Below are 26,088 nucleotides of genomic sequence, written 5' to 3'. Positions count from 1 at the left end.
AAGGCCGTCTGAAAAGTTTTCAGACGGCCTTTTTCATACATATTAAACAGCACAGGCAATCGATACAAACGCCAAACCGCATTCCACAATACGCAATCTCGGTGTAAACCCTACCGGCACAACCGCCAAACTAGCCCTGCCGTTTCGGGAAAAACTGCACCACATTCTCCCCTTGCGGCAACACCAATTTTTTCACGGCATGGCCGTACACGGTTTCAAGCGTGATGTTCAGACGGCCTTCGTTGGCAAAAATCTTATCCACACATTCCTTGGCCGCTTGCGGATTGCTGAACTTCAACGCATTCCACAATCCCAAGGTTTCCATGTCCTGCCAAAACGTCGCAGCTTTTTTATAGCCCAACTCAAGCTTGGCCGTGTCGGTTACCGGATCGTAAAAGCCGTTGTCGGCGAGCATATCGCCCAAGTCGTGCATATCAATCAGCGTGGGCGCTTCGCATTCGATGCCTTCATGGTTCAGACGGCCTGTCAGTTCGGTCAGGCTGTCGCGGCCAAAGTGCGTGAAAAACAATAATCCGTCGGTTTTCAAAGCAGCGGCCCAGTTTTTCAATACCGGCAAAATATCGTCGGCGCGGCTGAGGCTGAGGTTGGCCCACAACATATCAGCGGATGCTTCGGGCAACGGCGCGGTCAGGGCTTGGCAATGCTGCGGGATGGTTTTGCCGGTCAGCTTCTGCCAGAAACCGCCTTTGCGCGCGGCGGCGGCGGTTTTCAAAAAATCGGCATTCGGATCGTATTCTTCAAACACGGCATCGGGATAACGCGCGGCCAGCAGGCTGCGGCTGATGTCGGCATCGGCACCAATCAGCATGATGCGTTTGGGTGCATTGCGGACCAGCTGCAGGCGCTCGTCGGTGTCTTGGGCGAGATGGCGGTGAATCTGCCAGCGTTTGTCTTGTTCGGTCATGGTGGGTCGTGTCAGCGGGCTTTGCCCGACAATGTTTTTATGGTTTAAGTCTGTTTCAGACGGCCTTTTCGACAAAATTGCGGTAGGTTTCGGCAAATTCGTCGGCATGGCTTAAAAAGGGCGCGTGTGCGGCTTTGTCTATAAGGACCAGCTCGCTGTTGCTCAAATGGCGGTGTAAATATTCGCCCATGCGCGGCGGCGTGATGGCGTCTTTTTGTCCAAACACCAGCAATGACGGCGTTTGAATCAGCGGCAACAACGGACGCGCATCGGCATGGTTGACCGCTTCAAGCGCGGCCTGTAAGGCGGAAGGCGTGCCGCAGCGCGCCAAATCGGGCAGCACCCGGTTTAAGATTTCGCCGGAATGGGGCGTGTGCAGCAGTTGCAGTTGTAGAAACTGTTTAATATGTTTGGCATAATCCTGCTGGAATGCGCCGACCATCTTGCCCAAGGCAGGTTGTGCCAAGCCTTCGGGATAATCCGTGTCGGCAATCAATCGGGCAAAACTTGCCGTCAGGCAGAGCGATTGGATTTTGTCGGGATAAAGCGCAGTCAGATACAGGGCAACCAGTCCGCCCAGCGACCAGCCGAGAATGTGTGCCGGCGTATCGATTTGTCCGGCGAAGGCTTCGGCAACGGCGGCAATATCAAACGGCTCGGTAAAAGGCGCATCGCCGTGTCCGGGTAAATCAAGCGCGCGGACGTCCCAATCGGCAGGCAGGCGCGGTATTAAATCGTCGAATACATGGCGGTTCGCCGCCCAACCGTGTATCAGATAAACTTTTTTGGCGGAGTGTGGCATGAATGTTCTTTCTTGGTGGCGCAGTTTGAAACAGCTCAATGCGCGACGTTGCGTATTATGCCACGATTCCGTTTCAGACGGCCTTTGCAAAGGCTGCGCAAACGATTTGACGGAATATTTTATCGACGCGGCACAAAGCTGCCCTTTGTGTTTCCGCCATGTCGCGGGCGGGGCGGTGTGCGGCAGTTGCCAGAAAAAGCCGCCCGCATTTGATAGAATGTGGGCCTCGCTGTATTACGAACCGCCCGTCAGCAGCATGATACGCGAGCTGAAACACTTGGCCGACTTGGGCATGAGCCGTCCGTTGGCGGATTTGATGTGCCAAAACGCACCCGGCTGGCTGGCGACGGAACACTTCGATTTCGTCCTGCCCATGCCTTTGAGCAAAGAGCGGCGGCTCAAGCGCGGATTCAACCAAAGCGAGGCGTTGACGGATATTTTGGCAAAACGCTACGGCTGGACGCTGCTGCCGCGCCACGCAGTTTTCAGACGGCATGGCGAGCCGCAAAGTACGCTAAAAAGCGACGAACGTCGGCGAAATATCAAGAATGCATTTAAAATCAAAGCCGAATTGCCGAAGGCGTGTAATATTCTGTTAATTGACGATGTCTTCACCACCGGTTCGACTTTGGACGAATTGGCGAAAACGCTGAAAAAATCAGGCGCAGGTAAGATTTTTTGCTGGAGCTTGGCGCGGCCGCCAATGAAAAAATAGCTTAAAGTTTTTGACACCCATGGAACATTTCGGCATTATGCCACTCTATAAGTGATTGATTTATATGTTTACCATAGTTTTGTACCAACCCGAAATCCCGCCCAATACGGGCAATATCATCCGCCTGTGCGCCAATACCAGTGCCGATTTGCACTTGGTCAAGCCGCTTGGTTTTCCGCTGGATTCGTCCAAAATGAAACGCGCGGGTTTGGATTATCACGAGTTTGCCAAACTGACGGTACATGAGAATTTCGAAGACTGCCTCAAGGCACTCGAAGGCCGCCGCATTTTCGCGCTGACCACCAAAGGCTCTACCCGCCCCGACGAAGTTTCCTTCCGCGAAGGCGACGTGTTGCTGTTTGGTCCCGAAACGCGTGGCCTGCCTGCCGAAATTCTCGATAGCCTGCCTGCCGGACAAAAAATCCGCCTGCCGATGATGCCCGGCAGCAGGAGCATGAATCTTTCCAATACTGTCGCCGTGATTCTGTTTGAAGCATGGCGACAAAACGGTTTTGCCGGCGGCGTATAGCAGGCCGTCTGAAACCGCTGCGTTATCAACTCAAGAACGGAACCCGTTTTGACTTTTACCAAAAAAACCCTCCTTTCCTTAGCCGCCGCCACCATCGGCGTCCTTTCCATCAATGCCGCCGTTGCCGACAGCGTGGTCCGAGTCGAAAAACTGCATCCTTCTGCCAACCGCAGTTACAAAGTTGCCGGCAAACGCTACACGCCGCTGATCCAAGTTTCCTCTTTCAGCCAAACCGGCAAAGCCTCATGGTACGGCAACCAATTCCACGGCCGTAAAACTTCCAGCGGCGAGCGTTACAATATGAACGCCCTCTCCGCCGCCCACAAAACCCTCCCTATTCCCAGCTACGCACGCGTGACCAATATGCAAAACGGCAAAAGTGTCATCGTCCGCGTCAACGACCGCGGCCCTTTCCACGGCAACCGCGTCATCGATGTTTCCAAAGCCGCCGCCCAACAATTGGGTTTCATCAACCAAGGCACGGCCAACGTCAAAGTTGAGCAAATCATCCCCGACCAAACCGCCGCTCAAACCATTATTTCCCCAAACAACAAAGAATTTTTTGTTGATTTGAAATCCTTCGGTACCCAACGTGAAGCGCAGGCTTATCTGAACCAAGCCGCACAAAGCCTGCCGTCGGACAGCAAAGTCATGCTGGAAAAACGCAACTACGAATACGTTGTCAAAATGGGTCCGTTCAGCAGCCAAGAACGTGCCGCCGAAGCAGGCGAACGCGCCCGTCATCTGAATCTGGTATCCGCCATCTGATTTCGTCCGCGTTAGCGCTGAAGTTTGATACAATACAAGGCCGTCTGAAACCCGATTGCAAGGTTTCAGACGGCCTTTTTTAATCACAGGGGAACACCATGATCAGCAGGCTCACAGGTAAATTGATTGAGAAAAATCCGCCGCAGGTCGTTATCGACGTCAACGGCGTCGGTTATGAAGCCGACGTTTCCATGCAGACTTTCTACAACCTGCCCCCCGTTGGCGAAACCGTCCATCTCTACATCCAGCTTGTCGTCCGCGAAGACGCGCATTTGCTGTTTGGATTCGCCTCGGCCGAGGAGCGCGCCACCTTCCGCCAACTGGTCAAAGTCAGCGGCATCGGTGCCAAAACTGCATTGGGCATCTTGTCGGCCATGAATGCCGACGAGCTGGCGCAAGCCGTCGCCGAAGAAGACGTCAAACGCCTCTCCTCCGCCCCCGGCATCGGCAAAAAAACCGCCGAACGCATGGTGTTGGAACTGCGCGGCAAACTCGTGTCCCATACCGTTTCAGACGGCCTGTTTGCCCCTGATGCCGTTGCCGACGAAAGCCAAGACATCATCAACACCCTGCTTGCCCTCGGCTACAACGAACGCGAAGCCAAAGCCGCCACCAAAGGCATTCCCAAAGGCACGGAAGTCGGCGAAGGCGTGCGCCTGGCCTTAAAAAACCTGCTCAAATAAGGCCGTCTGAAACATGAAAACCGCCGTCCTGAGTGCCGCCTTGCTTCTAAGCGCGTGCGTTTATACCGAGACTCCGTACGGGCGCACCGCCGTCTTAGACCTGCCCGTCCACGCGCAAACCACCGTCAACAAAACCGTGACCATCAACGCCCCGCCCGGGACGACCGTCATCTATCAAGACAGCGAACCCGTCCGCAATTACCCGGCCTATCCCGTTTATCCCCGCCGGGTTTATCGTTATCGATAAACAATGCTGACCGTTTGAAACCATAGGTTCAGACGGCCTGTTGAGAGACCAACCATGAAATACATCCTTCCCCTGCTTTTACTCCTGAGCGCCTGCACACCGGACGCCAAGACCACGGATGCCGCATCCGCCCCCAAAACACACGGCTTCGCACACCGCCTGACCGAAGGCGAAAAACTGTTGACCCAAGCCCTCATCAAACAAGACCTCGCCGCCTACTTCAAACACGAAACCGGCGGCGCATTTGCCGAACAAGCCCCCTTATTCTCGGCCCAGCAACTTGCCGAACAGAAAAACATCCCCCAAAACGATGCCATCGGCGTTTACGGCAAAATCATCAAAACCCAAGGCCGCACCGCCTGGCTGCAAACCGACAAGCAAACCCTCAAACTCGATTTGGCCGAACCGCTGCAAGAAGCAGAAGGCGAAGTTACCCTCGTCTGCCAACACGAAAACACCGCCTTCCAAGACTGCCAAACAGAAGCAAACTTCGTCCGACGCTTTACCGAACAAATCTTCTCGGCGGTCGAGTCCGGACGCGTATCCGCCCAAACAGACGCACCGGCCGAAGAAATCATGGCCGGCCGCCTCATCCCGTTTTTAAGTGCCGCCAGCGACTTTACCGGCAACTTCAAAGCCTGCGCCACCACCATGACCGAATACTGCACCAGCCGCCTGGCACGCGAAATGCCCGAATCCGCAGTCCGCAAAAAAGCACAGGAATTGGGTTTGACCGAAATAGCATTTAAAAAGAAAAAATAAATATTTAGGCCGTCTGAACCTTATAGCGGCTGTGTTATAATCCGCACCTCATACAGGTCGGACAGACAGTCGCCGCGTATCGCGTAAGGCATACGGGGAGGAAAGTCCGGGCTCCACAGAGCAGAATGCCGGCTAACGGCCGGGCGCGGCAACGCGACGGAAAGTGGAACAGAAAGCAATACCGCCGATGATTGCCTTCGGGCAAAACAGGTAAGGGTGAAAAGGTGCGGTAAGAGCGCACCGTGCATTTGGTAACAAAGCGCAGCAGGCTAAACCCCATTCGGAGCAAGACCAAACAGAACGCGATGACGCTGCTCGCCGAGCGTTCGGGTAGGTTGCTTGAGCACACCAGCAATGATGTGCCTAGAGGAATGACTGTCCGCGACAGAACCCGGCTTACCGTCCGAGCTGTATGTCCCCATACCGCGGCAGGTTTTTAAAACCTGCCGCATTTTTATAGAAATAAAAAGGCCGTCTGAAACCTGAATCTTGGTTTCAGACGGCCTTTTTTAAACCGCTGTTTATGGACGGTATTCCGGTTTCATGCCGTTGGGCAGGAGCTGCCATACATAGCCGGTGGTTTTCATTTTACCGGCCACTTCGCCTGCTTCGTCGCCATAGCCCCAGAAATAATCCACACGGACTGCGCCTTTAATCGCGCTGCCGGTATCTTGCGCCATAATTAAGCGGTTGAGGGCTTTTTTGGTGATCGGATGGGCAGTGGCGACGAATAACGGTGCGCCAAGCGTGATGTAGTGGCGGTCGATGGCACCGGCGTATTCGCCCATCAACGGCGTACCCAATGCGCCCACCGGGCCGGAATCGCCGCTGCCGGTCAGCTCGCGGAAGAAGACGTAGCTTGGGTTTTGTCCCAAAACTTCGGCAAGGCGGCCGGGGTTTTGCTTCATATAGGCCTTGATGCCCTGCATGCTGGTCTGACCCAGCGGCAGATAGCCTTTGTCCGCCATATAGCGGCCGATGGAAACATACGGATGTTCGTTTTTATCGGCAAATCCGACACGGATGTATTTGCCGGACGGCGTTTTCAGACGGCCTGAACCTTGAATGTGCATAAAGAAAAGTTCGACCGGATCATCTGCGTAACCCAAAATCGGCGCTTTGCCGTTAAGCGCGCCGCCGTTGATTTGGCTGCGGGTGTAGTAAGGAACGAAACGGCTGCCTTCAAAACGGCCTTTCAGCGCGGTGCTGCGTGCTGTAATCGGGAATCTGGACAAGTCGGCCGTGTATGCGCCGCTGTTGTCGATGACGCCGCTGTTTGGGCCGGTTTGGCGGATGCGGACGGTGGCTTTGCTGCCCCTCAAGTTTGCAGCCAGCGGAACGGAAACAAAATCGTTCGGAATGCCGTAAATAGGGAAACGGGATTGGCTCGTGGATTTGTCGTCGCCGCGCAGGACCGGTTCGTAATAACCGGTAATGGTGCCGGCAGGATTGCCGCCGTTATCGACGCGCCATGCGGTGAAATAGCGCTCGAAAAAGTGCTTGGCTTGGAAATGGTGCACCGGTGTTTGCATGGCCTGGATACAAACGTCCTGCCAGCCTTGGCGGTTTTTAAGTTTTTCACAGCCTAAACGGAAAGATTGCAGGCTTTTGGTAAAGTGTTGGAGGTCCCAGTGCGGCAATTCGTTGTAGGAAACTACGGTGTAGTTTGCTCCTCCCCCGCTCACTGTCGTACCGACGGGATCGGGCGTACCGGTGGGGCGGTCAGGGCCTTTGATAACGCTGGTGTCGGTTTCGGGGAGGTTTTTAATGCTTTTGCTCGGACAGGCGGCAAGAATGGCCGCGGCAATGCTGACGAGCGTAATGCGGTACAAATGTTTTTTCATGAAATCAATAGCGTGTCGAAAGGCCGTCTGAAAGCGATTTTTCAGACGGCCTATGTTGGAAAGTGCTGATTTTACATAAACATAAAATACACTAAGTTATTTTATTGAACATATATCGTACTTTATCTATCCGACTATTTGGACGACGGGGCTGGCAAACAGGTTCACCGGTAGTAACATGGTACCCTTTTAACTCTGTTAAACAAACACTACGTCCATTTGTAAAGAAAGTTAAATCACTACGATATTCTTGAATACACCGAGCAGGGATTTCTCCACTAAGAATGACCTCATTATTTTTCAATTGAGTGTCTACGATGTTCGCACAATATTTAGGAGCATCGTTGTATGCTCGTGAAAGATATTCCTGTGGCGCATAAATTTTAAAACTAAGATATGGCTCTAACAATTCTGTTCCAGCTTTTTTTAAGACTTGTTCCAATACAATAGGAGCAAGCATCCGAAAATCTGCTGGGGTACTAACAGGGCTATAGTATAAGCCATACTTAAAACAGATTTTACAATCCGTCACATTCCAACCATATAATCCTTGTTCGCAACCATAGCGTATCCCTTCCATAACTGCATTTTGAAATGATTGATTTAAGTATCCAAGAGAAACCGAGCTCTCATACTGCATTCCACTTCCCAACGGAAGCGGTGATACAGATAAACCAATGGAAGCCCAGAAAGGATTTGGCGGCACTTCGATGTGAATGGTATATTCTGCATTTTTTAACGGTCTCTCCATATAAATGACTGTAGGCTCTTTTAGTTCTATCTCCACATGATACTTTTCTTGCAACAGTGCACTAATCACTTCCATTTGTACTTTCCCTAAGAAAGAAAGTATGATTTCATGTGTCGCAGAATCCACATAATATCGCAGAAGCGGGTCACTGTCGGAGATTTCTAAAAGTGCATCAAGTAACATTTCCCTTTGTTGAGGTTTGCTCGGTTCAACAGTCGTTTGCAGCAGAGGGAGGGGATTTTCAATTCTCTCTCTCTGTGGCAATAGCTTTGTATCTCCAAGAACACTATTTAACTTCAAAAACTCATTCTGCAAAATAACAATTTCCCCGGAATAAGCCTTATCGATTTTACATAATTCACCATTTATTGAAGTATACATTTCTGTAATTTTTATTTTTTCCTTTTCCGATATTCTAACCGAATCTCGCAAATGCAGTACGCCACTATAAAGACGTATATATGCAAGACGCTGTCTTTTTTCCGAATACTCAATTTTGAAAACTTTTCCGCAAAGTTCAGACTGACCTCGATGTGTTGATGAATAAAATTTATTCGTAATCACTTCTATAAGGTTATCAATCCCTATATTGTTTTTTGCACTTCCGTGATAAACAGGGAACAGGGAACAATTATGAAATCTTATGCTTTCCTCTTGTTCGAGTTCTAATGCTTCCAATAATTTCCCAGACGTATATTTCTCCAAAAGGTAATCATTTCCTTCTATTACCATATCCCATTGTTCAGATTCGGTAAAGTTCATTACACGCATATTAGGATGCAGTTCTACCTTCTGTTTGATTACAATTTCGGCAGAAAGTTTCTCTTTAATATCCTGATAAACCGTTGATAAATCAATTCCATTTTGGTCAATCTTATTGATAAAAAAGATTGTGGGAATCCCCATTTTCCTAAGTGCATGAAATAATATACGAGTTTGTGCTTGTACGCCATCTTTTGCAGAAATCAGTAGAATTGCCCCATCTAAAACTGATAATGAACGATATACTTCTGCTAAGAAATCCATATGTCCTGGCGTGTCTATGATGTTCACCTTCGTATTTTCCCACTGAAAAGAGGTTATTCCTGTCTGAATTGTAATTCCTCTCTGACGTTCTAAAAGCGTATTATCCGTCCTCGTTGTACCTTTGTCCACGCTTCCTAATTCTGTAATCGCTCCACTGTTATATAATAAGCTTTCTGTTAAGGTAGTTTTTCCTGCATCAACATGAGCTAAAACTCCAATATTAATAATTTTCATGTGATTTTCCTCCATTCAAAAACCCAAAAGGGCATAAAAATCCCAGTGATAAATACTTTTATCACTGGGATTTTTATGCATAACCATAGGTATACAAAGCATACAGATATTCTCTGGATACTTTAGAATCACATGATAAAGGTATTCTTAAACTGGGTACAAAAAACTAAGCCCTCCTAAAAAAGGACATCTAATTATTTGTTCCCGCTATCAAATTGACAGTTTATTTAAGAATACCTTGCCGCATATTTATTAACTCCTTTTAAATAGTCACTTAAATAATAGCACGTAAGAGCATATTTGTAAAGGAATCTCCAATTTTTTATCAAAAAAAGCGATTTATCGGCGCGGCGGCAATTTGACGACAACCGTATCGGCCAGCATATCGTAGAGCGTGCGGCGGTCGCGTTTGACGGAAAAGAGCATGATGAAGTTGATGAAGGCTATAAGCAGAGAAATCAGGTTTCCACCCGTGTCACTTATTGCCAACGATACAATAGTTACCACAACACCAACAGCAAGCGCCCAGACAACTTCGCGGATTAAAACCGTTCCTTCAAAGCCCGGATTGCTTCCGTCATTTTTTAACACCCGGATGCCCATAATTTTTTTACCTAAAGACTGACCGTCCCGGCTCATGTAATACAGTTGGAAGATACCGAAAACCAAATAGACAGCCAAAGAAATAAAAAATGTTATGGCAAAATATTCAGGGGTATTAAAAAGAGAAGATTCCGAAACTAATTTTTTGCTTTCATCTAAAGTAAAAACTACCATCACAATAAATGGCAACCATATCAAAAAAGTAAACAGATTATTCAACAAATATGCCGCAACCCTCGCCCCCGGCGAAGCAATATGGACATCTACTATTTCTGTTTGGGGCAAATCCGACAAATTGATTTTGCTCATTTAATCTTCCTCTGTACCATTAATGAAATGCAATTTCATTGCCATCTTAACCTATTTTCCTATCATTCTAAAAATTTTCGATAAAAACCTTTACATTTTCCGCAGACGGCGTTAAAACGTTTGTTTTCCCCTTTTTTATAGTGGGTTAACAAAAATCTGAACAAAGCGGCAGGCGATGCCGTTCCGATTTTTGTTAATGCACTATAAACTTATCCGGATTTTCTTTGTAAGGAGTAACACATGAAAGTAGGTTTTGTCGGCTGGCGCGGTATGGTCGGCTCTGTTTTGATGCAGCGTATGAAAGAAGAAAACGACTTCGCCCATATTCCCGAAGCGTTTTTCTTTACCACTTCCAACGTCGGCGGTGCTGCCCCTGATTTCGGTCAGGCGGCCAAAACATTGTTGGATGCCAACGATGTTGCCAAATTGGCAAAAATGGACATCATCGTTACCTGTCAGGGCGGCGATTACACCAAATCCGTGTTCCAACCCCTGCGCGACAGCGGCTGGAACGGATACTGGGTTGACGCGGCTTCTTCCCTGCGCATGAAAGACGACGCGATTATCGTCCTCGACCCGGTCAACCGCAACGTCATCGACAACGGCCTCAAAAACGGCGTGAAAAACTACATCGGCGGCAACTGCACCGTTTCCCTGATGCTGATGGCTTTGGGCGGCCTGTTCCAAAACGATTTGGTCGAATGGGCAACCAGCATGACCTACCAAGCCGCTTCCGGCGCGGGTGCGAAAAACATGCGCGAACTCATCAGCGGCATGGGCGCGATTCACGCCCAAGTGGCAGACGAGCTTGCCGACCCTTCCAGCGCGATCCTCGACATCGACCGCAAAGTGTCCGATTTCCTGCGCAGCGAAGACTATCCGAAAGCCAACTTCGGCGTACCGCTCGCCGGCAGCCTGATTCCTTGGATTGACGTGGATTTGGGTAATGGCCAGTCCAAAGAAGAATGGAAGGGCGGCGTGGAAACCAACAAAATCCTCGGCCGCAGCGACAATCCGACCGTAATCGACGGCTTGTGCGTGCGCATCGGTTCTATGCGCTGCCACAGCCAAGCCATTACCCTGAAGCTGAAAAAAGACCTGCCTGTTTCTGAAATCGAAGCGATTTTGGCAGGCGCGAACGACTGGGTGAAAGTCATCCCCAACGAAAAAGAAGCCAGCATCCACGAGCTGACGCCCGCCAAAGTAACCGGCACGCTGTCTGTTCCCGTCGGCCGTATCCGCAAACTGGAAATGGGCGGCGAATACATCAGCGCGTTCACTGTCGGCGACCAACTCTTGTGGGGCGCTGCCGAGCCGTTGCGCCGCGTATTGCGCATTATCTTGGGCAGCCTGTAATTTAGGTTGGCATGAAAAAAGCAACGGTTTGAGCCGTTGCTTTTTTGTCACAAAAAGGCCGTCTGAACCTTTCAGACGGCCTTGTTTCCTATTCTTTTTTACCGGCCAAACCGATTTCTTTGGTGGAATCGCCAACTTTGATTTGCGCCTTACCGGCAATTTCTTCAGCCTGCGGGCCGAAGAGTTTCAAATCGTAACGGCCGTTTTCGATACCGTTCAAACTGGTTTTACCGCTGATGGCGGCTTTTCCGTTGTTATTGGCAATGCCTGCGGCAAGCAGGTCGACATTATTGTGGGAAGCCATGCTGCTGATTTTGCCGTAACCTTGTTTTTTATCGAAATCGACAGTGTATTTCAGACGGCCGCTGCGGTCGTCGCCGTTAAACGCGATCCCCGAATACTGATAGCTGCCTTGTTTGGGTAAATTGCGATACGCTGTTTCATCGCCTTGGACTTCGCCGACGGTAAATATGTATGTATCGAGGTTTTGCAGCTTGCCTGCGTCATCGGCTTTTTGTTTGGCGTAACGCGCGGCAACAGTGGAATAATTTTGTTTATACACTTGGAAGTCGCCTGTTTCCAAAGTGATGACTTGGCCGTTTACCTTGATTTTTTGGGCGTAGTCGTAAGAGGATACTTTATCGGTTTTCAAAAAGCCGGTATCGAGTTTGTCACCTTTTTGCAGGGTTTGCGTTTTACCGTTGGCTGTCAGCTCCAACGTACCGTTTTCAGGGACGGATTCGTTCAATTCAACGGATAACACGCCTTTCGGATGCGGATTGAGCGGCTCGGTAACGGCATTTGACAAGCCGCTTGTTGCGCCGCCGCAGGCAGCCAACATCAAAGACAGGGAAGCCGTCAAAGCAGAAATACGGAGGGTTCTCATCATTTTTTCCTTTCCTTTTTTATTTGGTATGATATTTATCATATACCTAAAAAAATGAACAATAAATGATTTTTATCAAAATTAAGTATTTTGAATATTGATTTTATAAATATTGAAACATTTTTAAAATATCGGGTATTCAGTCTATTCAAAGTCCCTTCCGCTATAATCATTTTATTTTACAAACGGATTTCATCATGCCGAAAATCACCCTTATCGCCGCCTACGCCGCCCGCCGCTGTATCGGCATCAACAACACCATGCCTTGGCATTTGCCCGAAGATTTTGCCTTTTTCAAATCCTACACCACCGGCAAACCCGTCATTATGGGCCGCAAAACATGGGAATCGCTGCCGCGCAAGCCGCTGCCCGGCCGTCAAAATATCGTCATCACCCGCCAAGCTTATCAGGCCGAAGGCGCACAAACGGCGGCTTCTTTGGAAGATGCGCTGGCTTTGTGTCAGGGGGTTGAAGAAGTCATCATCATGGGCGGCGCGCAAATTTATGCACAAGCCCTGCCGATTGCCACCGATTTGCGCTTGACCGAAGTCGGTTTGGATGTGGACGGCGATGCGTTTTTTCCTGAGTTTTCCACAGAAACATGGCAAGAAGCCTCTCGGGAAAACCATGTTTCCGCCAAAGGCATCGAATACGCGTTTGTGCATTATGTGAAGGCATAATCCGACAACGCAAAGGCCGTCTGAAACCCTGTTTTTCAGGTTTCAGACGGCCTTTTTATTTCGTTTGTTTACGGCATGCCGTTTAAGCCGTTTTGTTTTTCAAAGGCAGTTTGATATGCGGTTTGGCAGGCTTGGGCGCTTCTTTCAGTCCAAGTTCGATTTGCTGCTCTTCGCTCAACAAATTGCTCCAGTCGCCTTTTTTATACCAGTCGCGACCATCCAACTCGATAGGGTGCTGAATACGCTCGCAACCGTTGCCGCATTGCAAATCGTCCTCTTTACAGTATTTGTCGCAACCCCAGCAGATACGCTCGGGATTTTTCGGGAAAATGGGAAATTTCTTGGCCATGGTGTGCTTCTTTTGTTTGTGTGCGGTATGGGCAGAATTATAAGTGATTTGAATGGGGCTGGCGGCGGGTTTATCCTGTTTTACGCTGATTTTTTAAGATGTGTTAACCTTTCAGACGGCCTATACTGTAAAAACTATCCCTATGCGGTATAACAAGAGGAGCCAATATGAACATATGCCGTCTGAAGCCTGAATTTGTCGAGCCTTTAGCCCTCACGCTGTTTGAGGAATGGCACGATTTTGCGCCATGGTCGTCTCTGGATAAAATCCGTGCGTATTACGCGCAGTGTCTTAATGGGGATGATTTGCCGCTGGCGTTTGCGGCTGTGGATAACGAAGGGCGGCTGATGGGTTCGGCGGCATTGAAGCGGTTTGATATGGCGTGTTTTCCCGAATACGAATATTGGCTGGGCGATGTATTCGTTTTGCCGCAGTTTCGCGGTTTGGGCGTAGGCAGGCAGCTGGTTTCGTTTTGCCTGGATAAAGCACGCGAATTGGATTTGCCGCATCTGTTTCTCTATACGCCGGATGTGCAAGCCGTGTATGAAAAGTTCGGCTGGAAAGAAATCACGCAGACTTGGCACAACGGGGAAACCGTATCCGTCATGAAATTGGATTTATAGCTTGAAATGAATAAAAGGCCGTCTGAATATTTGGTTTCAGACGGCCTTTGTTTTTTTAAATTATCCACAACTACCCTATCCGTTTAAACGGCGGCAGACAGGCCAATAATTGTTGGCCGTAGCGTTGCGTTTTGACTCGGTTGTCGAGGATGGTCACACGGCCGTAATCCTGTTCGGTACGGATAAGGCGGCCGACGGCTTGAATCAGTTTAATACTGGCTTCAGGCACCGTAATTTCGATAAAAGGATTGCCGCCGCGTTGTTCAATCCAACGGTTTTGGGTTTTCTCAATGGGATTGTCCGGCATCGCAAACGGGAGCTTGGCAATAATGACTTGCACGCAGGCCGTGCCGGGCAGGTCGAGGCCTTCGGCAAAACTATCGAGGCCGAAAATAATGCTGGCTTTGCCTTCGGCAATGGCTTGATGGTGCCTTTGCAACAGGACAGCCTTGGGCAACTCGCCTTGTACAAGCAGAAGCGGCAAGTATTCGTCAGGCAGGCGCAAGGCGACATCCTGCATTTGCTTGCGCGAGGAAAACAACACCAGCGTGCCGATGGCTTCAACCGGCGAAACCAGCTTCGGCAACCATTCGACAATAGCGGCCGTATGCGCATCAGGGTCTTTGGGGCTGGCTTGAACCGGCGGAATATACAGCTCGCCTTGCGTATCGAAATTAAACGGGCTTTCCAAAGCAAGTGTGGTGGTTTCGGGCAGCCATAATAGGCCGGTTTGGCGCAAAATCAGGTTGAAGCTGCCGAGCGATTGCAGGGTGGCCGAAGTCAACACTGCGCCTGCCGCGTGCCGCCACAGGCTGTTGGCAAGGTGGGATGCGCTGCTGATGGGGCTGGCGTTGAAAATGTAGTCGTTTTTGTCGTCGGCACGGCGGGTTATCCATTTCGCCAACGGCTCTTCGCCTTCAATGGGAACGGTGGAGAGCAAATCCCAAACCGCGCTGATTTGTTCGATACGGGCGATAAAAAGGCCGAACTCGCTGGTCAGACGGTCGAGGAGCGCGCCGTCCTGCTCTTTTTCGCGGCGCGCGGCGGAAAGCGCATCGTTCAGGCCGATAACGTGTTTGAGCAGGCTGCGCGCAGCAATGGCCGTATTGGAAACTGTGGTTTCCAGGCCTTCGGGGATTTTGCCGTCTTCCCACAGCCAAGTCGGTTCGTTGTGTTTCCGCCTGTCGTTTTCAGACGACCCCAGACTTAAAGACGGCTCTTCCGCCAAATGGAACTGCCATTCATGCAGGCTATCGAGCAAGGATGTGGCAGCTTCGTCAGCAAGGTTGGCAAGTTCGGCTTTATCGGTCAGCGCGGCAATTTTGCCGGTAAGCTGCGGCAGTTTTTCCAGCGTCCAAACGGCAATATTCCATGAATGTTCGGCGGCAAAGCGGCTGAGGGCTTTTTTGGACAGGTGGTGCGCTTCGTCTATGCAATAGAAACTGTTTTCAGGCGCAGGCAGAATCACGCCGCCGCCCATACTGATGTCGGCAAGCAGAAGATCGTGATTGGCAACGACGACATCGACGGTTTCCAAGACATCGCGTGCCAGGTAAAACGGGCATTCCGGACGGTTGGGACAGGCGGATTTCAGGCAGCCGTGGCGGTCGTTGGTCACTTTGAGCCAAATCGTGTCATCGATTTTTTCCGGCCAAGTGTCGCGGTCGCCATTAAAGCGGCGGGCGGAAAATTCATCGGCAATGTCGCGCAGCAGGTTCAATTCTTCAGGCTTGGGTTTGCTGTCCCACAACACTTCCGGCGCTTCAAAACCAAGCAGGTTTTGCTGGGCATTGTTTTGCGTCAGTTGATAGAGTTTGTAGGGGCAAAGATAACGGCCGCGTCCCTTGGCAAGCGCAAAGGTCAGCTCCAAACCGCTTTTTTCGACCAGAAACGGCAAATCGCGGTCAACCAACTGCTCCTGCAAAGCCACCGTCGCACTGCTGACGATCAACCATTTGCCGCGCGTTTGCGCCATGATGCCGCCGGCCAAAAGGTAGGCCAACGATTTACCCACACCGGTCGGCCCTTCGATCACGGCAATGCTCTCACCCTCGCGTTTGGGCGCTTCTTCGCCTTCTTCACGCGTCAACGTCCGCGAAAAAGCGTTGGCAATCGCCGCAATCATTTCCCGCTGCGAAGCGCGCGGACGGAAACCGGGCAGGTTTTTGCCAATGTTTTGGTAATGGTCGCGGATGGCGTTTTTTTCTAAATCGGTGAGCATTGAGGCCGTCTGAATGGGTTTGCAAGAATAGCGTATTTTAGCATTTTTACCTTAATGAAGCCTTCGTAAAGTCTTACTCTATTTTAGGGTTTGGCATTTTGATGGCAATGGACGAACCGAAAAACCATAATCGGTTTTAACCAAGCAAAAGGCCGTCTGAAACTTTAGCCGCACTGATGCAGAGGCACCCACAATTTTTGCTTTTCGGATTTGTTTTTCTCGTAGCGGTTCCACGCTTTTTCATGAAAATAAAAGACGACGGTATTGACGATGGGTTCGACCAAAGCCACCGCGCTGGAAACGCCGATACTGCCGGTCAGAATATAGGCGACACTAAATGCGACGCTGAAATGCAAAATAGCAAATGTAATGGTTTTAATCATGCTGTTTTCCTGATACATTGATGTTTTAATAGCTACATAATAATTATTATCAACTAACACGTATATTTTAAATCCTTTATCCTGATTTAGATTTTATAAATCGATATTTTATTTTTGATAGGAATTTTATGAATCCGCTCCAAATTGTCGTCCTCGACCGCGATACCCTCGTCAATCGCCCGTTTGAATTTGATTTTCCACACACATTAAGCAGCTACGGCACAACCGAAGCGCACGAAACGCTGGCGCGCATACGGGGTGCGGACATCATCATTACCAACAAAGTCGTGATTTCCGCCGAACACATCGCCGCCAACCCGCAGCTCAAACTGATTGCGCTAGCCGCGACGGGCGTCAACAATGTGGACGTTGAGGCCGCCAAACAAAATGGTACGGCAGTGTGCAATATCCGCGCTTACGGCAATGAATCCGTGGCGGAACACGCGTTTATGATGATGATTACCCTGATGCGCAACCTGCCTGCCTACCAGCGCGACGTTGCGGCAGGCTTGTGGGAAAACTCGCCGTTTTTCTGCTACCTCGGCGCACCGATGCGCGATTTGAACGGCAAAACGCTGGCGATTTTCGGTCGCGGCAATATCGGTAAAACACTGGCAACTTATGCTCAGGCTTTCAAAATGAATGTCGTGTTCGCCGAACATAAAAATGCCCAAAGCGTCCGCGACGGCTATGTTTCCTTTGACGAAGCCATCCGCTCCGCCGATGTCGTGTCGCTTAATTGTCCACTCACACCGCAAACGGCAAACATGATAGGCGAAGCCGAATTGCAACAAATGAAACCCGGCGCCATCCTCATCAACTGCGGGCGCGGCGGCTTGGTCGATGAAGCCGCTTTGGTTGCGGCGTTGAAATACGGCCAAATCGGCGGTGCAGGTTTTGACGTGTTGACACAAGAGCCGCCGCGCGACGGCAACCCTCTGCTGAAAGCCCGACTGCCCAACCTCATCGTCACGCCACACATTGCATGGGCAAGCCAAGAAGCCGCAAACCGCCTGTTTGACATCCTTTTGGATAACATCAACCGCTTCGTGGCCGGCAATCCGCAAAATCTGGTTTAATCTATGGAAAACCTGTTGATAAGGTTGTGAACAATTTTAAAGGCCGTCTGAAATATTCAGACGGCCTTTATTTATCTTTATTTATTTCATAAAGTTATCTATCAAGTAGATTAAATCATTTCATTCTTCATTGTGGATAACCCTATAAAAAGGCCGTCTGAAATACTCAGACGGCCTTTTGTTTGCCCGGGCAAATTAAATATCGTATGTGGTTGAAGCGGTATCGCCGCCCTTGCCTGTCCAGTTGGTATGGAAAAACTCGCCGCGCGGTTTGTCGGTACGCTCGTAAGTGTGCGCGCCGAAGTAGTCGCGTTGGGCTTGCAGCAGGTTGGCGGGCAGACGCTCGGAAGTGTAGCCGTCAAGGAAGGTAATTGCGGAAGCCATGCAAGGCATCGGAATACCGCACTCAATCGCTTTGGCCACCACTTTACGCCATGCAGGCAGACAAATTTCCAATACGCCTTTGAAATAAGGATCGGAACCCAAGAAGACCAAATCAGGATTGGCCTCGTATGCGTCGCGGATGTTGCCCAAGAACGCGCTGCGGATAATGCAGCCTTCGCGCCACAAGAGGGCAGTATTGCCGTAATTCAATGCCCAATCGTTGTTTTCGCTGGCTTCGCGGATCAGCATAAAGCCTTGTGCATAAGAAATGATTTTGGATGCCAACAGGGCTTGGCGTAGGGCTTCGACCCATGCGGCTTTGTCGCCTTCAATCGGGGTAATGGTTTTGCCAAACAGGCTGTTTGCTTGGGTGCGTTGGTCTTTAAACGCGGACACGCAACGTGCAAATACGGCTTCGGAAATCAGGGTCAACGGGATACCCAAATCGAGGGCATTGATGCCGGTCCATTTACCTGTACCTTTTTGACCTGCGGTATCGAGGATTTTTTCGACCAAAGGTTCGCCGTTTTCATCTCTGTAACCCAAAATCGCGGCGGTAATTTCGACCAGATAAGAATCCAGTTCGGTTTTGTTCCACTCGTTGAAGATTTGGTGCATTTCGTCATAAGACAGGCCCAAACCGTCTTTCATGAATTGGTACGCTTCGCAAATCAACTGCATGTCGCCGTATTCGATGCCGTTGTGCACCATTTTGACGAAGTGGCCCGCACCGTCACGGCCGACCCAGTCGCAGCAAGGTTCGCCTTGAGGCGTTTTGGCGGAGATGGCTTGGAAAATCGGTTTGACGGCAGGCCATGCGGCTTCATCGCCGCCGGGCATGATAGAAGGACCGTGACGCGCGCCTTCTTCACCGCCGGATACACCGGCACCGATAAAGCGGATACCTTTTGCCGCCAGCTCGTGGGTGCGGCGGGTGGAATCGGGATAGTTGGCGTTGCCGCCGTCAATAATAATGTCGCCTTGGTCCAAAAGCGGGACAAGTTGCTCGATAAAGTCGTCCACAACAGAACCAGCGCGTACCATCATCATGATTTTGCGTGGTTTTTCTAATTTATTAACCAGATCTTGCAGTGAATATGCACCGATAATATTGGTATTTTTGGCTGCGCCGTTTAAAAAATCATCTACTTTGCTAGTCGTCCGGTTGTATGCGACAACTTTAAAGCCGTTGTCGTTCATGTTGAGAATCAGGTTTTGCCCCATTACGGCAAGGCCGATTACGCCAATGTCGCCTTTCATTTTGTGAAACTCCGTTATTGATTAATTTTATCTAGCGTAACTCTAGCTGATTTACACGTTTTTAACAATCCTTAACTTTTTAATTTTTTGAAAAGATGCCTTTACGTTTCAGACGGCCTTTGCCTTTAGGAAAATAAACTATAATTTAGATTTTAAATAATAAATAGAAGATGATATTGAGTGCTGCTACAGATTGTTGATAACTTTGATTACAAAAAATTTTCAAATACTTAGCTAATATTTTTTGATGAGGATAAAGTAAGGTCGGCCTTGTTTGCAGATGTGGATAAAATTTTCCTGCCGCTCCATTCTGTGGGTAACTTTTTGCCTGTGCACAATCTTAGCTTGTTTTATACTTCTCCAATTGGAACTGATTGACTAGAGAAATAGTCAAATGGTTTTTTATTTCAAGCTATTTTCATATTTCCTTTTATTTAAGCTGGGAAAAGGCCGTCTGAAAATATGTCAATAAGGGTGTGCATATGAAGTTTTCCTTTAGTATTAAACTGTTATCCGTTTTGATTTTGGCCGCTTGTGCGCAACAGCCGGTTCAAAAGCCCCAAGTTTCCCTGCCCTCTGTATCTGTGGACAACCATGCGCCGGAGCAAGGAACAGGTCTGACGGAGCAGAAATTAATCCGCGCCAAACATTATATGGCGGCGTCTGCCAATCCGCTGGCAACTGAAGCCGGTTATGAAATTTTGAAGCGCGACGGCAGTGCGATAGATGCGATGATTGCCATGCAGACAACTTTGGGACTGGTTGAGCCGCAGTCTTCCGGATTGGGCGGCGGTGCGTTTTTGGTGTATTGGGACAATAAGGCGAAAAAGCTGACGACGTTTGATGCCCGTGAAACGGCGCCGAAAGCGGCAACGCCGGGGCTTTTCTTGGACGAAAACGGCAAACCGATGGGCTTTATGAAAGCAGTGGTCGGCGGCCGTTCGGTCGGTGTGCCGGGGATTCCAAAGCTGCTCGAAGATGTCCACAAGCGTTACGGCAAATTACCGTGGGCAAGTTTGTTTGAGAAACCGATTACTTTGGCGGAACAAGGTTTTGCTGTTTCTCCGCGTATGGCGAAATCCATCGAGCAAAATTTGGAACCCTTGCAACGTTATCCGCAAACCGCCGCTTACTTCCTGCCTGACGGCAAACCTTTGGCTGCGGGAACGGTGTTGAAAAACCCTGAATTTGCGCGTTCCGTACGTCTATTGGCGGAAAAAGGCAGTGCGCCGTTTTATCAGGGAATGCAGGCGCAGAATATTGTTCGTGCCGTTACCAGTGCTGTGGATAATCCTGGCAAAATCAGCATGGCGGATTTGAAAAACTATCAAGTTATCGAGCGTAAGCCGGTTTGTGCGCCGTATCGTGAATATGAAGTTTGCGGCATGGGCGCGCCAAGTTCCGGCGCAATCGCTTTGGGGCAGATTTTGGGCGTATTGCAGAATCAGGATATGAAAGCGTTGGGATCGGAAAATATCCACAGTTGGCGCTGGATAGGCGATGCGTCGCGGATTGCTTTTGCCGACCGTGATTATTATGTCGGCGATCCCAAGTTTGTAAACGTTCCGACCCGTGCCATGATTTCTCAAGCTTATTTGAAACCGCGTGCCGAAGAAATCCGCAAGGCTGACAAGGCATTGGAAACTATTCAGGCAGGCAAGTTTGGCAAAGCATACGCGCAGGGCATGGCGGTCGAGCTGCCGTCCACCAGCCATTTGGTGGTTGTGGATAAAGACGGTAACGTTGTATCGATGACGACTTCGATTGAAAACGCGTTCGGTTCGGGGCTGATGGCAAACGGTTATCTGCTCAACAACGAATTAACCGATTTTGCCTTCAATCCTGTCGGAGAGGATGGTAAAACGGTGGCAAATAGCGTTGCTGGTGGAAAACGTCCGCGTTCTTCGATGGCGCCGACCATTGTGATGAAAGACGGAAAACCTTATATGGCAGTCGGTTCGCCGGGTGGCAGCCGCATCATCGGTTTCGTTGCCAAAACGCTGGTGGCGCATATCGACTGGGGCATGGACATTCAGGCGGCAATCTCTCTGCCGAATATGCTTAATCGCGGCAGCCAGTATGAGATCGAGGATAAAACCGCTGCGGCGGATAAAGCAGCTGCGTTGGAAAAATTGGGCTATAAAGTTCAAATCCGCGATTTGAATTCCGGCGTGCAAGGCATTGTGATCGGCAAAGAAGGTTTACTCGGCGGCGCCGACCCGCGCCGTGAAGGCAAAGTCATGGGCGATTGATTTTGTCGGTTGACATGAAAAAGGCCGTCTGAACAGCTTCGTTTCAGACGGCCTTTTTAGTTTGGGAAAATATATGGATAAGATGTGTATAAGAATAACATTAAATTTTAATATTTCTATTTTTCAATAAGATAAAAGGGATGAATATGTGGATAATTACTTGTGGAAAACAACATGATTTAGGCCGTCTGAAAGGTTCAGACGGTCTTTTCATTGGACTGCTTTATCTATTTTCTATCAGGCTGCCGGCAGCTCGTGAAAAGCGCTGGGCAAGTCTTCGTCATTGGCAAACTCAACCCATTCGTAAGCGCTTTCATCTGCCAAAACGGCACGCAACAGTGCATTATTGATGGCATGACCTGATTTGTAACCTTCAAATGCGCCGATAATCGGATGGCCGACAATGTACAAATCGCCAATTGCATCCAGGATTTTGTGGCGGACAAATTCATTGGGATAGCGCAAACCTTCCGGATTCAAAACGTCCATGTCGTCAATCACGATGGCGTTGTTCAAATTGCCGCCCAGTCCGAGATTATGGGCGCGCATCATTTCCACTTCGTGCATAAAGCCGAAGGTACGGGCGCGGGCAATCTCATTGATATAGGATTTTCCTGCAAAATCAATCTCGAAAGTAGGTGCGCTGCGGTTGAATACGGGATGGTCAAATTCGATGGTTAAAGTAACTTTAAAACCGTCATAAGGCGTAAAGCGTACCCATTTTCCGGTTTCTTTGATTTCAACAGGTTTGAGGATTCTCAAAAAACGTTTTTGGGCTTTTTGATCCACCACGCCTGCATCTTGTAAAAGGTAAATAAACGGCAGGCTGGAGCCGTCCATAATCGGAATTTCAGGCGCGTTCAATTCAATCAAGGCATTGTCAATGCCGTAGGCAGACAATGCCGACATAATGTGTTCAATCGTGCCGATGCGTACGCCTTTATCGGTAACGATGGTTGAAGAGAGGCGGGTATCGTTGATCAAATAAGGATTCAATTTGATTACTTCGCCCATTTCCCCACTTAAATCAGTACGGCGGAACGAAATACCGCTGTTTTCTTCGGCAGGATGCAAAGTCAGAGCGACCCTTTCGCCCGAATGCAGGCCGACGCCGGTAACGCTTACTGATTTGGCTAAAGTCCGTTGCAACATAATTGCTTCCTTTTAAAAAGTCTGATGGGCAAATGATACGTTAAAAAGGAAAAAACAAGCCATCATTTTTAATAGTATTTGCCAATATGGATGTTTTGCGGGTGTGAATTTCAAAATTTTAATTATCCACAATAGCATGTGAAATTGAAGTGGGTAATTTGGGTTTTATCCACAGAAAAATAGAAGAACTAAGATTCTATCCTTTTTTATTCCGGCATTCAGTTGGGGTTGGCTTCAAAGATAAAAATGAATTATCAAATTATTTTTAAAGAAAGTTATCCTGTTATCCACAGATAGTTTGGTTCTTCATCAAAATCATCATTTTAAGAATTAAAATATTATAATTTGAAGAAAACACTGAATTATCAACACAAAAATGGCAAAATAAGGAGGAAATAGAACTAAGTTTATGATTTCCATAAACTTATGAAACTTTTAAGATTGGAAAATGGTTTTTATGAAATAAAATATCAAAATTCAGGACTGATTCGATTTACCTGATATTTTCCTACAAACAAGAATTTCATGTTTTCTTTATTTAAATCAAACAACTTAAAAGTAATTATCTTTAATCCTAGAAAGTAATTTTATTTCAGGATACAATGGCCTTACTGAAAAATTTTTCCCATTCCATCTAATTAGGAGTAGCAAAATGAGTATTAAAGTAGCGATTAATGGTTTTGGCCGTATCGGTCGTCTGGCATTACGTCAAATTGAAAAAGCCCAAGGTATCGAAGTCGTTGCTGTTAACGACTTGACTCCTGCCGATATGCTGCTGCACCTCTTTAAATACGACAGTACTCAAGGCCGCTTTGAAGGCTCTGCCGAATTGAAAGATGATGCGATTGTTGTGAACGGCAAAGAAATCAAAGTATTTGCCAATCCTAATCCTGAAGAATTGCCTTGGGGCGAGCTGGGTGTGGACGTTGTCCTTGAATGTACTGGTTTCTTTACCAATAAAACCAAAGCGGAAGCCCATATCCGTGCTGGTGCGCGCAAAGTTGTAATTTCGGCTCCTGGCGGCAATGATGTGAAAACTGTCGTATACGGCGTAAACCAAGATATTTTGGATGGCAGCGAAACCGTCATCTCCGCCGCTTCTTGTACGACTAACTGTCTGGCCCCTATGGCTGCGGTATTGCAAAAAGAATTCGGTATTGTTGAAGGCCTGATGACCACTATCCACGCTTATACCGGCGACCAAAACACCCTTGACGCGCCACACCGCAAAGGCGACTTCCGCCGCGCCCGTGCCGCTGCCTTGAATATCGTACCGAACAGCACCGGTGCCGCTAAAGCCATCGGCTTGGTTATCCCTGAATTGAACGGCAAACTTGATGGTTCTGCCCAACGCGTTCCTGTAGCCACCGGCTCTTTGACTGAACTGGTTTCTGTTCTCGAACGCCCTGTTACCAAAGAAGAAATCAATGCAGCCATGAAAGCTGCCGCCAACGATGCTTTAGGCTACACTGAAGATCAAATCGTATCTTCCGACGTTATCGGTATTGAATACGGCTCACTCTTCGATGCCACTCAAACCCGTGTGATGACAGTTGGCGACAAACAATTGGTGAAAACCGTTGCTTGGTACGACAATGAAATGTCTTACACTTGCCAATTGGTTCGTACCTTGGAATTTTTTGCCAGCAAAATCTAAAGGATAACAGGCTGAATCAATCAGTCTGTGGATAATTAAAAGGCCGTCTGAATATTTCAGACGGCCTTTTGTTTGTAGATAGATTCAATTTGCAATCAGATTGTGGATAGTTTAATCACAGTGGCACATTTGTTTTCTATCCTAAACTGTACTTCATAATCCGCAATATTCATTACATAAATCCGTTCAGGAATATCTTGATAGGCAGGACGAGGATCTTGGGCGATGCTTTGCTCAATGAGATGTTTTTCTTCTGTGGATAAATGTTCTGCAAGCGTACTTTCTGCCCAGACAACGTTCAATTCTTCAGGTTTGCCGCTGACAAAGCCTGATGATGCGTCAGGTTTGGATTCGATAAACGGGATGTAGGGTTTGATATCCACTACCGGAGTACCGTCTAATAGGTCTGCGCCGCTGCAATAGATGCGGACAGGTTTGCCTGTTTCGATGCGTTTGAGTTTCAGCAGGGATAAACCGAGATGATTGGGGCGGTGCGGGCTGCGCGTGGCAAATACGCCCATTTTTTGTTTGCCTCCAAGCCGTGGCGGACGCACCATTTGCGCCCAACCTTCATCCAATACGCCGTGGAAAATAAAACTTATCCACACATAGTCAAAATCTTCCAAGCCCCGAACGCTGTCTGCGGTAAATTCAGGAGTGAGTTCAATGCAAATTTCTGCTGCAGGAACCAAACCGGGTTGGCGGGCAATGCCGAATTTTTGTTTGTAGGGGGAATGAACGGTTGCAATAGGCGTAATAGAATAGGACATAATTTGTGGATAAATATTCTGTGCAAACTGTCATCATATCACAGATGTTTTCCCACATTTTGTAGTAGTAATTTGTTATAATACAAAGCATTTATTCCAAATGTCCGTATATGGGCAATAAATGAATAATTTAAATTATTTAAAATAAAATCAATAGGTTATATTAATACATGATTGTTTCTATCGATGTAGATGCACAAAAAACGTTTACGCCTTTGTGTCCGAAAGAATTGCCCGTTGCCGAAGGTCACCTGATTGCGGATGAACTCAATGCCCAAGCTGCATTGGCGGATTTACGCGTAATGACGAAAGATGCGCATCATGCCGCGGCAAAATGGCTTGTGGATAATCCTGTTGATATGTTGAAACCGACGGGTTTACCCGATGCGGATTTGACTTGGGTATCGCATGCGATGGTTGGAACATATGGCTATGATTTGTTGGATGGCCTGCCTTCAGCCAAAGAATACGATTATTGCGTTTGGAAAGGCGTCGATCCTGAGTTACATCCTTACGGCGCATGTTTTCACGATATTGAAGAAAAGCTCAGTACAGGTTTGATCGAATGGTTGCGCTGTCAAAATGCAGATACAGTCATTGTCGGCGGTTTGGCAACGGATTATTGTGTGAAAACGACAGTTTTACAGTTGCTTAAAGGCGGGGCTTGGAAAGTCATCGTCAATCAGGCTGCTTGTCGCGGCATTGCTCCGGAAACGGTTGAATCAGCATGGCAGGAAATGTATTCTGCCGGGGCTATTATTTTAGAAAACGCCAAAGAAATAAAAAAATACATTAATAATCAATAAATTATATTTAAAATTCTGTTGTTTCACGTGAA

General features: G+C 48.5%; 26 protein-coding genes and 1 other RNA gene. 14 read left to right on the top strand and 13 right to left on the bottom strand.

Annotated features, from left to right (window positions below; genetic code table 11):
* Positions 1-130: 130 nt before the first annotated feature.
* Both HMPREF2871_RS06585 and bioH read right to left on the bottom strand, forming a co-directional pair.
* Positions 131-925: a class I SAM-dependent methyltransferase gene (locus HMPREF2871_RS06585; RefSeq protein ID WP_049344917.1), complete on the bottom strand. Its 795-nt coding sequence runs from the start codon at positions 923-925 to the stop codon at positions 131-133.
* Between the two features lie 55 nt (positions 926-980).
* Positions 981-1,727: a pimeloyl-ACP methyl ester esterase BioH gene (bioH, locus tag HMPREF2871_RS06580; protein WP_049344918.1), complete on the bottom strand. Its 747-nt coding sequence runs from the start codon at positions 1,725-1,727 to the stop codon at positions 981-983.
* Here bioH and HMPREF2871_RS06575 point away from each other — a divergent pair.
* From HMPREF2871_RS06575 to rnpB, 7 genes are all read left to right on the top strand, one after another.
* The gene (locus tag HMPREF2871_RS06575; RefSeq protein ID WP_049344919.1) at positions 1,726-2,442 is read left to right on the top strand and encodes a ComF family protein; all 717 of its coding nucleotides are present in this window, start codon (positions 1,726-1,728) and stop codon (positions 2,440-2,442) included. The genes bioH and HMPREF2871_RS06575 overlap by 2 nt on opposite strands.
* Positions 2,443-2,506: 64 nt before the next feature.
* The gene (gene trmL, locus HMPREF2871_RS06570; protein WP_049344920.1) at positions 2,507-2,971 is read left to right on the top strand and encodes a tRNA (uridine(34)/cytosine(34)/5-carboxymethylaminomethyluridine(34)-2'-O)-methyltransferase TrmL; all 465 of its coding nucleotides are present in this window, start codon (positions 2,507-2,509) and stop codon (positions 2,969-2,971) included.
* A gap of 48 nt (positions 2,972-3,019) precedes the next feature.
* Positions 3,020-3,739, top strand: coding sequence for a septal ring lytic transglycosylase RlpA family protein (locus HMPREF2871_RS06565; RefSeq protein WP_049344921.1), 720 nt, complete (start codon positions 3,020-3,022; stop codon positions 3,737-3,739).
* A gap of 98 nt (positions 3,740-3,837) precedes the next feature.
* On the top strand, positions 3,838-4,422 hold the full coding sequence (gene ruvA / locus HMPREF2871_RS06560) for a Holliday junction branch migration protein RuvA (RefSeq protein WP_049344922.1): 585 nt from the start codon (positions 3,838-3,840) through the stop codon (positions 4,420-4,422).
* Positions 4,423-4,435: 13 nt separating this feature from the next.
* The gene (locus HMPREF2871_RS06555) at positions 4,436-4,669 is read left to right on the top strand and encodes a hypothetical protein (protein ID WP_049322987.1); all 234 of its coding nucleotides are present in this window, start codon (positions 4,436-4,438) and stop codon (positions 4,667-4,669) included.
* A gap of 54 nt (positions 4,670-4,723) precedes the next feature.
* Entirely contained in the window at positions 4,724-5,431 is a 708-nt protein-coding gene (locus HMPREF2871_RS06550; protein ID WP_049344923.1) for a hypothetical protein, read from the top strand.
* A gap of 53 nt (positions 5,432-5,484) precedes the next feature.
* Positions 5,485-5,846: RNase P RNA component class A (gene rnpB / locus HMPREF2871_RS06545), an RNA gene on the top strand.
* Positions 5,847-5,952: 106 nt separating this feature from the next.
* Here rnpB and HMPREF2871_RS06540 read toward each other — a convergent pair.
* The 4 genes from HMPREF2871_RS06540 to HMPREF2871_RS06530 all read right to left on the bottom strand — a co-directional run bounded on the left by HMPREF2871_RS06540 (position 5,953) and on the right by HMPREF2871_RS06530 (position 10,198).
* Positions 5,953-7,275, bottom strand: coding sequence for a murein transglycosylase A (locus tag HMPREF2871_RS06540; RefSeq protein WP_049344924.1), 1,323 nt, complete (start codon positions 7,273-7,275; stop codon positions 5,953-5,955).
* 91 nt (positions 7,276-7,366) lie between these two features.
* A complete protein-coding gene (tet(M), locus tag HMPREF2871_RS06535; protein WP_063856397.1) occupies positions 7,367-9,286 on the bottom strand; it encodes a tetracycline resistance ribosomal protection protein Tet(M) in 1,920 nt (639 codons plus the stop codon).
* A 15-nt stretch (positions 9,287-9,301) separates the two neighbouring features.
* Entirely contained in the window at positions 9,302-9,418 is a 117-nt protein-coding gene (locus HMPREF2871_RS11435) for a tetracycline resistance determinant leader peptide (RefSeq protein WP_001791010.1), read from the bottom strand.
* Positions 9,419-9,625: 207 nt separating this feature from the next.
* Complete coding sequence (locus tag HMPREF2871_RS06530; protein ID WP_049344925.1) at positions 9,626-10,198, bottom strand: RDD family protein; 573 nt, start codon at positions 10,196-10,198, stop codon at positions 9,626-9,628.
* Between the two features lie 240 nt (positions 10,199-10,438).
* Here HMPREF2871_RS06530 and asd point away from each other — a divergent pair, with 240 nt between their 5' ends.
* Complete coding sequence (gene asd / locus HMPREF2871_RS06525; protein ID WP_049344926.1) at positions 10,439-11,554, top strand: aspartate-semialdehyde dehydrogenase; 1,116 nt, start codon at positions 10,439-10,441, stop codon at positions 11,552-11,554.
* An 88-nt stretch (positions 11,555-11,642) separates the two neighbouring features.
* Here the strand turns inward: asd and HMPREF2871_RS06520 are convergent, their stop codons facing one another.
* Complete coding sequence (locus tag HMPREF2871_RS06520) at positions 11,643-12,440, bottom strand: factor H-binding protein (protein WP_049344927.1); 798 nt, start codon at positions 12,438-12,440, stop codon at positions 11,643-11,645.
* Between the two features lie 197 nt (positions 12,441-12,637).
* On the opposite strand from HMPREF2871_RS06520, the gene HMPREF2871_RS06515 reads away from it, so the two are divergent.
* A complete protein-coding gene (locus tag HMPREF2871_RS06515) occupies positions 12,638-13,120 on the top strand; it encodes a dihydrofolate reductase (protein WP_003747727.1) in 483 nt (160 codons plus the stop codon).
* A gap of 82 nt (positions 13,121-13,202) precedes the next feature.
* Here the strand turns inward: HMPREF2871_RS06515 and HMPREF2871_RS06510 are convergent, their stop codons facing one another.
* Complete coding sequence (locus HMPREF2871_RS06510) at positions 13,203-13,469, bottom strand: DUF3079 domain-containing protein (protein WP_003686685.1); 267 nt, start codon at positions 13,467-13,469, stop codon at positions 13,203-13,205.
* Positions 13,470-13,636: 167 nt separating this feature from the next.
* Between HMPREF2871_RS06510 and HMPREF2871_RS06505 the strand changes: the two genes are divergently transcribed.
* Entirely contained in the window at positions 13,637-14,092 is a 456-nt protein-coding gene (locus HMPREF2871_RS06505; protein WP_049344928.1) for a GNAT family N-acetyltransferase, read from the top strand.
* Between the two features lie 70 nt (positions 14,093-14,162).
* Here the strand turns inward: HMPREF2871_RS06505 and dinG are convergent, their stop codons facing one another.
* Complete coding sequence (gene dinG / locus HMPREF2871_RS06500; RefSeq protein WP_049344929.1) at positions 14,163-16,313, bottom strand: ATP-dependent DNA helicase DinG; 2,151 nt, start codon at positions 16,311-16,313, stop codon at positions 14,163-14,165.
* A gap of 164 nt (positions 16,314-16,477) precedes the next feature.
* Positions 16,478-16,696: a DUF2061 domain-containing protein gene (locus tag HMPREF2871_RS06495; RefSeq protein WP_070826381.1), complete on the bottom strand. Its 219-nt coding sequence runs from the start codon at positions 16,694-16,696 to the stop codon at positions 16,478-16,480.
* 128 nt (positions 16,697-16,824) lie between these two features.
* On the opposite strand from HMPREF2871_RS06495, the gene HMPREF2871_RS06490 reads away from it, so the two are divergent.
* Complete coding sequence (locus HMPREF2871_RS06490; RefSeq protein ID WP_004519196.1) at positions 16,825-17,775, top strand: D-2-hydroxyacid dehydrogenase; 951 nt, start codon at positions 16,825-16,827, stop codon at positions 17,773-17,775.
* Positions 17,776-17,970: 195 nt separating this feature from the next.
* Here HMPREF2871_RS06490 and gnd read toward each other — a convergent pair whose 3' ends face one another.
* A complete protein-coding gene (gene gnd / locus HMPREF2871_RS06485) occupies positions 17,971-19,419 on the bottom strand; it encodes a decarboxylating NADP(+)-dependent phosphogluconate dehydrogenase (protein ID WP_004519195.1) in 1,449 nt (482 codons plus the stop codon).
* 482 nt (positions 19,420-19,901) lie between these two features.
* Here gnd and ggt point away from each other — a divergent pair, with 482 nt between their 5' ends.
* Positions 19,902-21,671, top strand: coding sequence for a gamma-glutamyltransferase (gene ggt, locus HMPREF2871_RS06480; protein ID WP_049335672.1), 1,770 nt, complete (start codon positions 19,902-19,904; stop codon positions 21,669-21,671).
* Between the two features lie 237 nt (positions 21,672-21,908).
* Here the strand turns inward: ggt and lpxC are convergent, their stop codons facing one another.
* Entirely contained in the window at positions 21,909-22,823 is a 915-nt protein-coding gene (gene lpxC, locus HMPREF2871_RS06475) for a UDP-3-O-acyl-N-acetylglucosamine deacetylase (protein ID WP_049335675.1), read from the bottom strand.
* Between the two features lie 652 nt (positions 22,824-23,475).
* On the opposite strand from lpxC, the gene gap reads away from it, so the two are divergent.
* Positions 23,476-24,480, top strand: a complete 1,005-nt coding sequence (gene gap, locus HMPREF2871_RS06470; protein WP_049335677.1) for a type I glyceraldehyde-3-phosphate dehydrogenase — start codon at positions 23,476-23,478, stop codon at positions 24,478-24,480.
* A gap of 95 nt (positions 24,481-24,575) precedes the next feature.
* On the opposite strand, the gene tsaA is transcribed toward gap, so the two are convergent.
* Positions 24,576-25,250, bottom strand: a complete 675-nt coding sequence (gene tsaA / locus HMPREF2871_RS06465; RefSeq protein WP_049335679.1) for a tRNA (N6-threonylcarbamoyladenosine(37)-N6)-methyltransferase TrmO — start codon at positions 25,248-25,250, stop codon at positions 24,576-24,578.
* Between the two features lie 170 nt (positions 25,251-25,420).
* Here tsaA and HMPREF2871_RS06460 point away from each other — a divergent pair, with 170 nt between their 5' ends.
* Entirely contained in the window at positions 25,421-26,056 is a 636-nt protein-coding gene (locus HMPREF2871_RS06460; protein WP_049335681.1) for a nicotinamidase, read from the top strand.
* The last annotated feature ends 32 nt before the right edge of the window (positions 26,057-26,088 follow it).

It is taken from the genome of Neisseria sp. HMSC067G12 (assembly GCF_001812725.1).
Lineage (GTDB): Bacteria > Pseudomonadota > Gammaproteobacteria > Burkholderiales > Neisseriaceae > Neisseria > Neisseria perflava.
The sequence above is the reverse complement of the archived record's forward strand: the minus strand, read 5'-3'. Positions and strand labels throughout refer to the sequence as shown.

Bases quoted from the DNA above. Each gene is read 5' to 3' on its own strand.
- ggt (WP_049335672.1), top strand. From the start codon at position 19,902: ATGAAGTTTTCCTTTAGTATTAAACTGTTATCCGTTTTGATTTTGGCC.
- HMPREF2871_RS06585 (WP_049344917.1), bottom strand. From the start codon at position 925: ATGACCGAACAAGACAAACGCTGGCAGATTCACCGCCATCTCGCCCAA.
- HMPREF2871_RS06520 (WP_049344927.1), bottom strand. From the start codon at position 12,440: ATGAGAACCCTCCGTATTTCTGCTTTGACGGCTTCCCTGTCTTTGATG.
- HMPREF2871_RS06550 (WP_049344923.1), top strand. From the start codon at position 4,724: ATGAAATACATCCTTCCCCTGCTTTTACTCCTGAGCGCCTGCACACCG.
- HMPREF2871_RS06490 (WP_004519196.1), top strand. From the start codon at position 16,825: ATGAATCCGCTCCAAATTGTCGTCCTCGACCGCGATACCCTCGTCAAT.
- HMPREF2871_RS06515 (WP_003747727.1), top strand. From the start codon at position 12,638: ATGCCGAAAATCACCCTTATCGCCGCCTACGCCGCCCGCCGCTGTATC.
- tsaA (WP_049335679.1), bottom strand. From the start codon at position 25,250: ATGTCCTATTCTATTACGCCTATTGCAACCGTTCATTCCCCCTACAAA.
- HMPREF2871_RS06575 (WP_049344919.1), top strand. From the start codon at position 1,726: ATGAATGTTCTTTCTTGGTGGCGCAGTTTGAAACAGCTCAATGCGCGA.
- ruvA (WP_049344922.1), top strand. From the start codon at position 3,838: ATGATCAGCAGGCTCACAGGTAAATTGATTGAGAAAAATCCGCCGCAG.
- HMPREF2871_RS06505 (WP_049344928.1), top strand. From the start codon at position 13,637: ATGAACATATGCCGTCTGAAGCCTGAATTTGTCGAGCCTTTAGCCCTC.
- lpxC (WP_049335675.1), bottom strand. From the start codon at position 22,823: ATGTTGCAACGGACTTTAGCCAAATCAGTAAGCGTTACCGGCGTCGGC.
- HMPREF2871_RS06495 (WP_070826381.1), bottom strand. From the start codon at position 16,696: ATGATTAAAACCATTACATTTGCTATTTTGCATTTCAGCGTCGCATTT.
- HMPREF2871_RS06530 (WP_049344925.1), bottom strand. From the start codon at position 10,198: ATGAGCAAAATCAATTTGTCGGATTTGCCCCAAACAGAAATAGTAGAT.
- gnd (WP_004519195.1), bottom strand. From the start codon at position 19,419: ATGAAAGGCGACATTGGCGTAATCGGCCTTGCCGTAATGGGGCAAAAC.
- dinG (WP_049344929.1), bottom strand. From the start codon at position 16,313: ATGCTCACCGATTTAGAAAAAAACGCCATCCGCGACCATTACCAAAAC.
- gap (WP_049335677.1), top strand. From the start codon at position 23,476: ATGAGTATTAAAGTAGCGATTAATGGTTTTGGCCGTATCGGTCGTCTG.
- asd (WP_049344926.1), top strand. From the start codon at position 10,439: ATGAAAGTAGGTTTTGTCGGCTGGCGCGGTATGGTCGGCTCTGTTTTG.
- bioH (WP_049344918.1), bottom strand. From the start codon at position 1,727: ATGCCACACTCCGCCAAAAAAGTTTATCTGATACACGGTTGGGCGGCG.
- HMPREF2871_RS06460 (WP_049335681.1), top strand. From the start codon at position 25,421: ATGATTGTTTCTATCGATGTAGATGCACAAAAAACGTTTACGCCTTTG.
- HMPREF2871_RS06540 (WP_049344924.1), bottom strand. From the start codon at position 7,275: ATGAAAAAACATTTGTACCGCATTACGCTCGTCAGCATTGCCGCGGCC.
- trmL (WP_049344920.1), top strand. From the start codon at position 2,507: ATGTTTACCATAGTTTTGTACCAACCCGAAATCCCGCCCAATACGGGC.
- HMPREF2871_RS06510 (WP_003686685.1), bottom strand. From the start codon at position 13,469: ATGGCCAAGAAATTTCCCATTTTCCCGAAAAATCCCGAGCGTATCTGC.
- HMPREF2871_RS06555 (WP_049322987.1), top strand. From the start codon at position 4,436: ATGAAAACCGCCGTCCTGAGTGCCGCCTTGCTTCTAAGCGCGTGCGTT.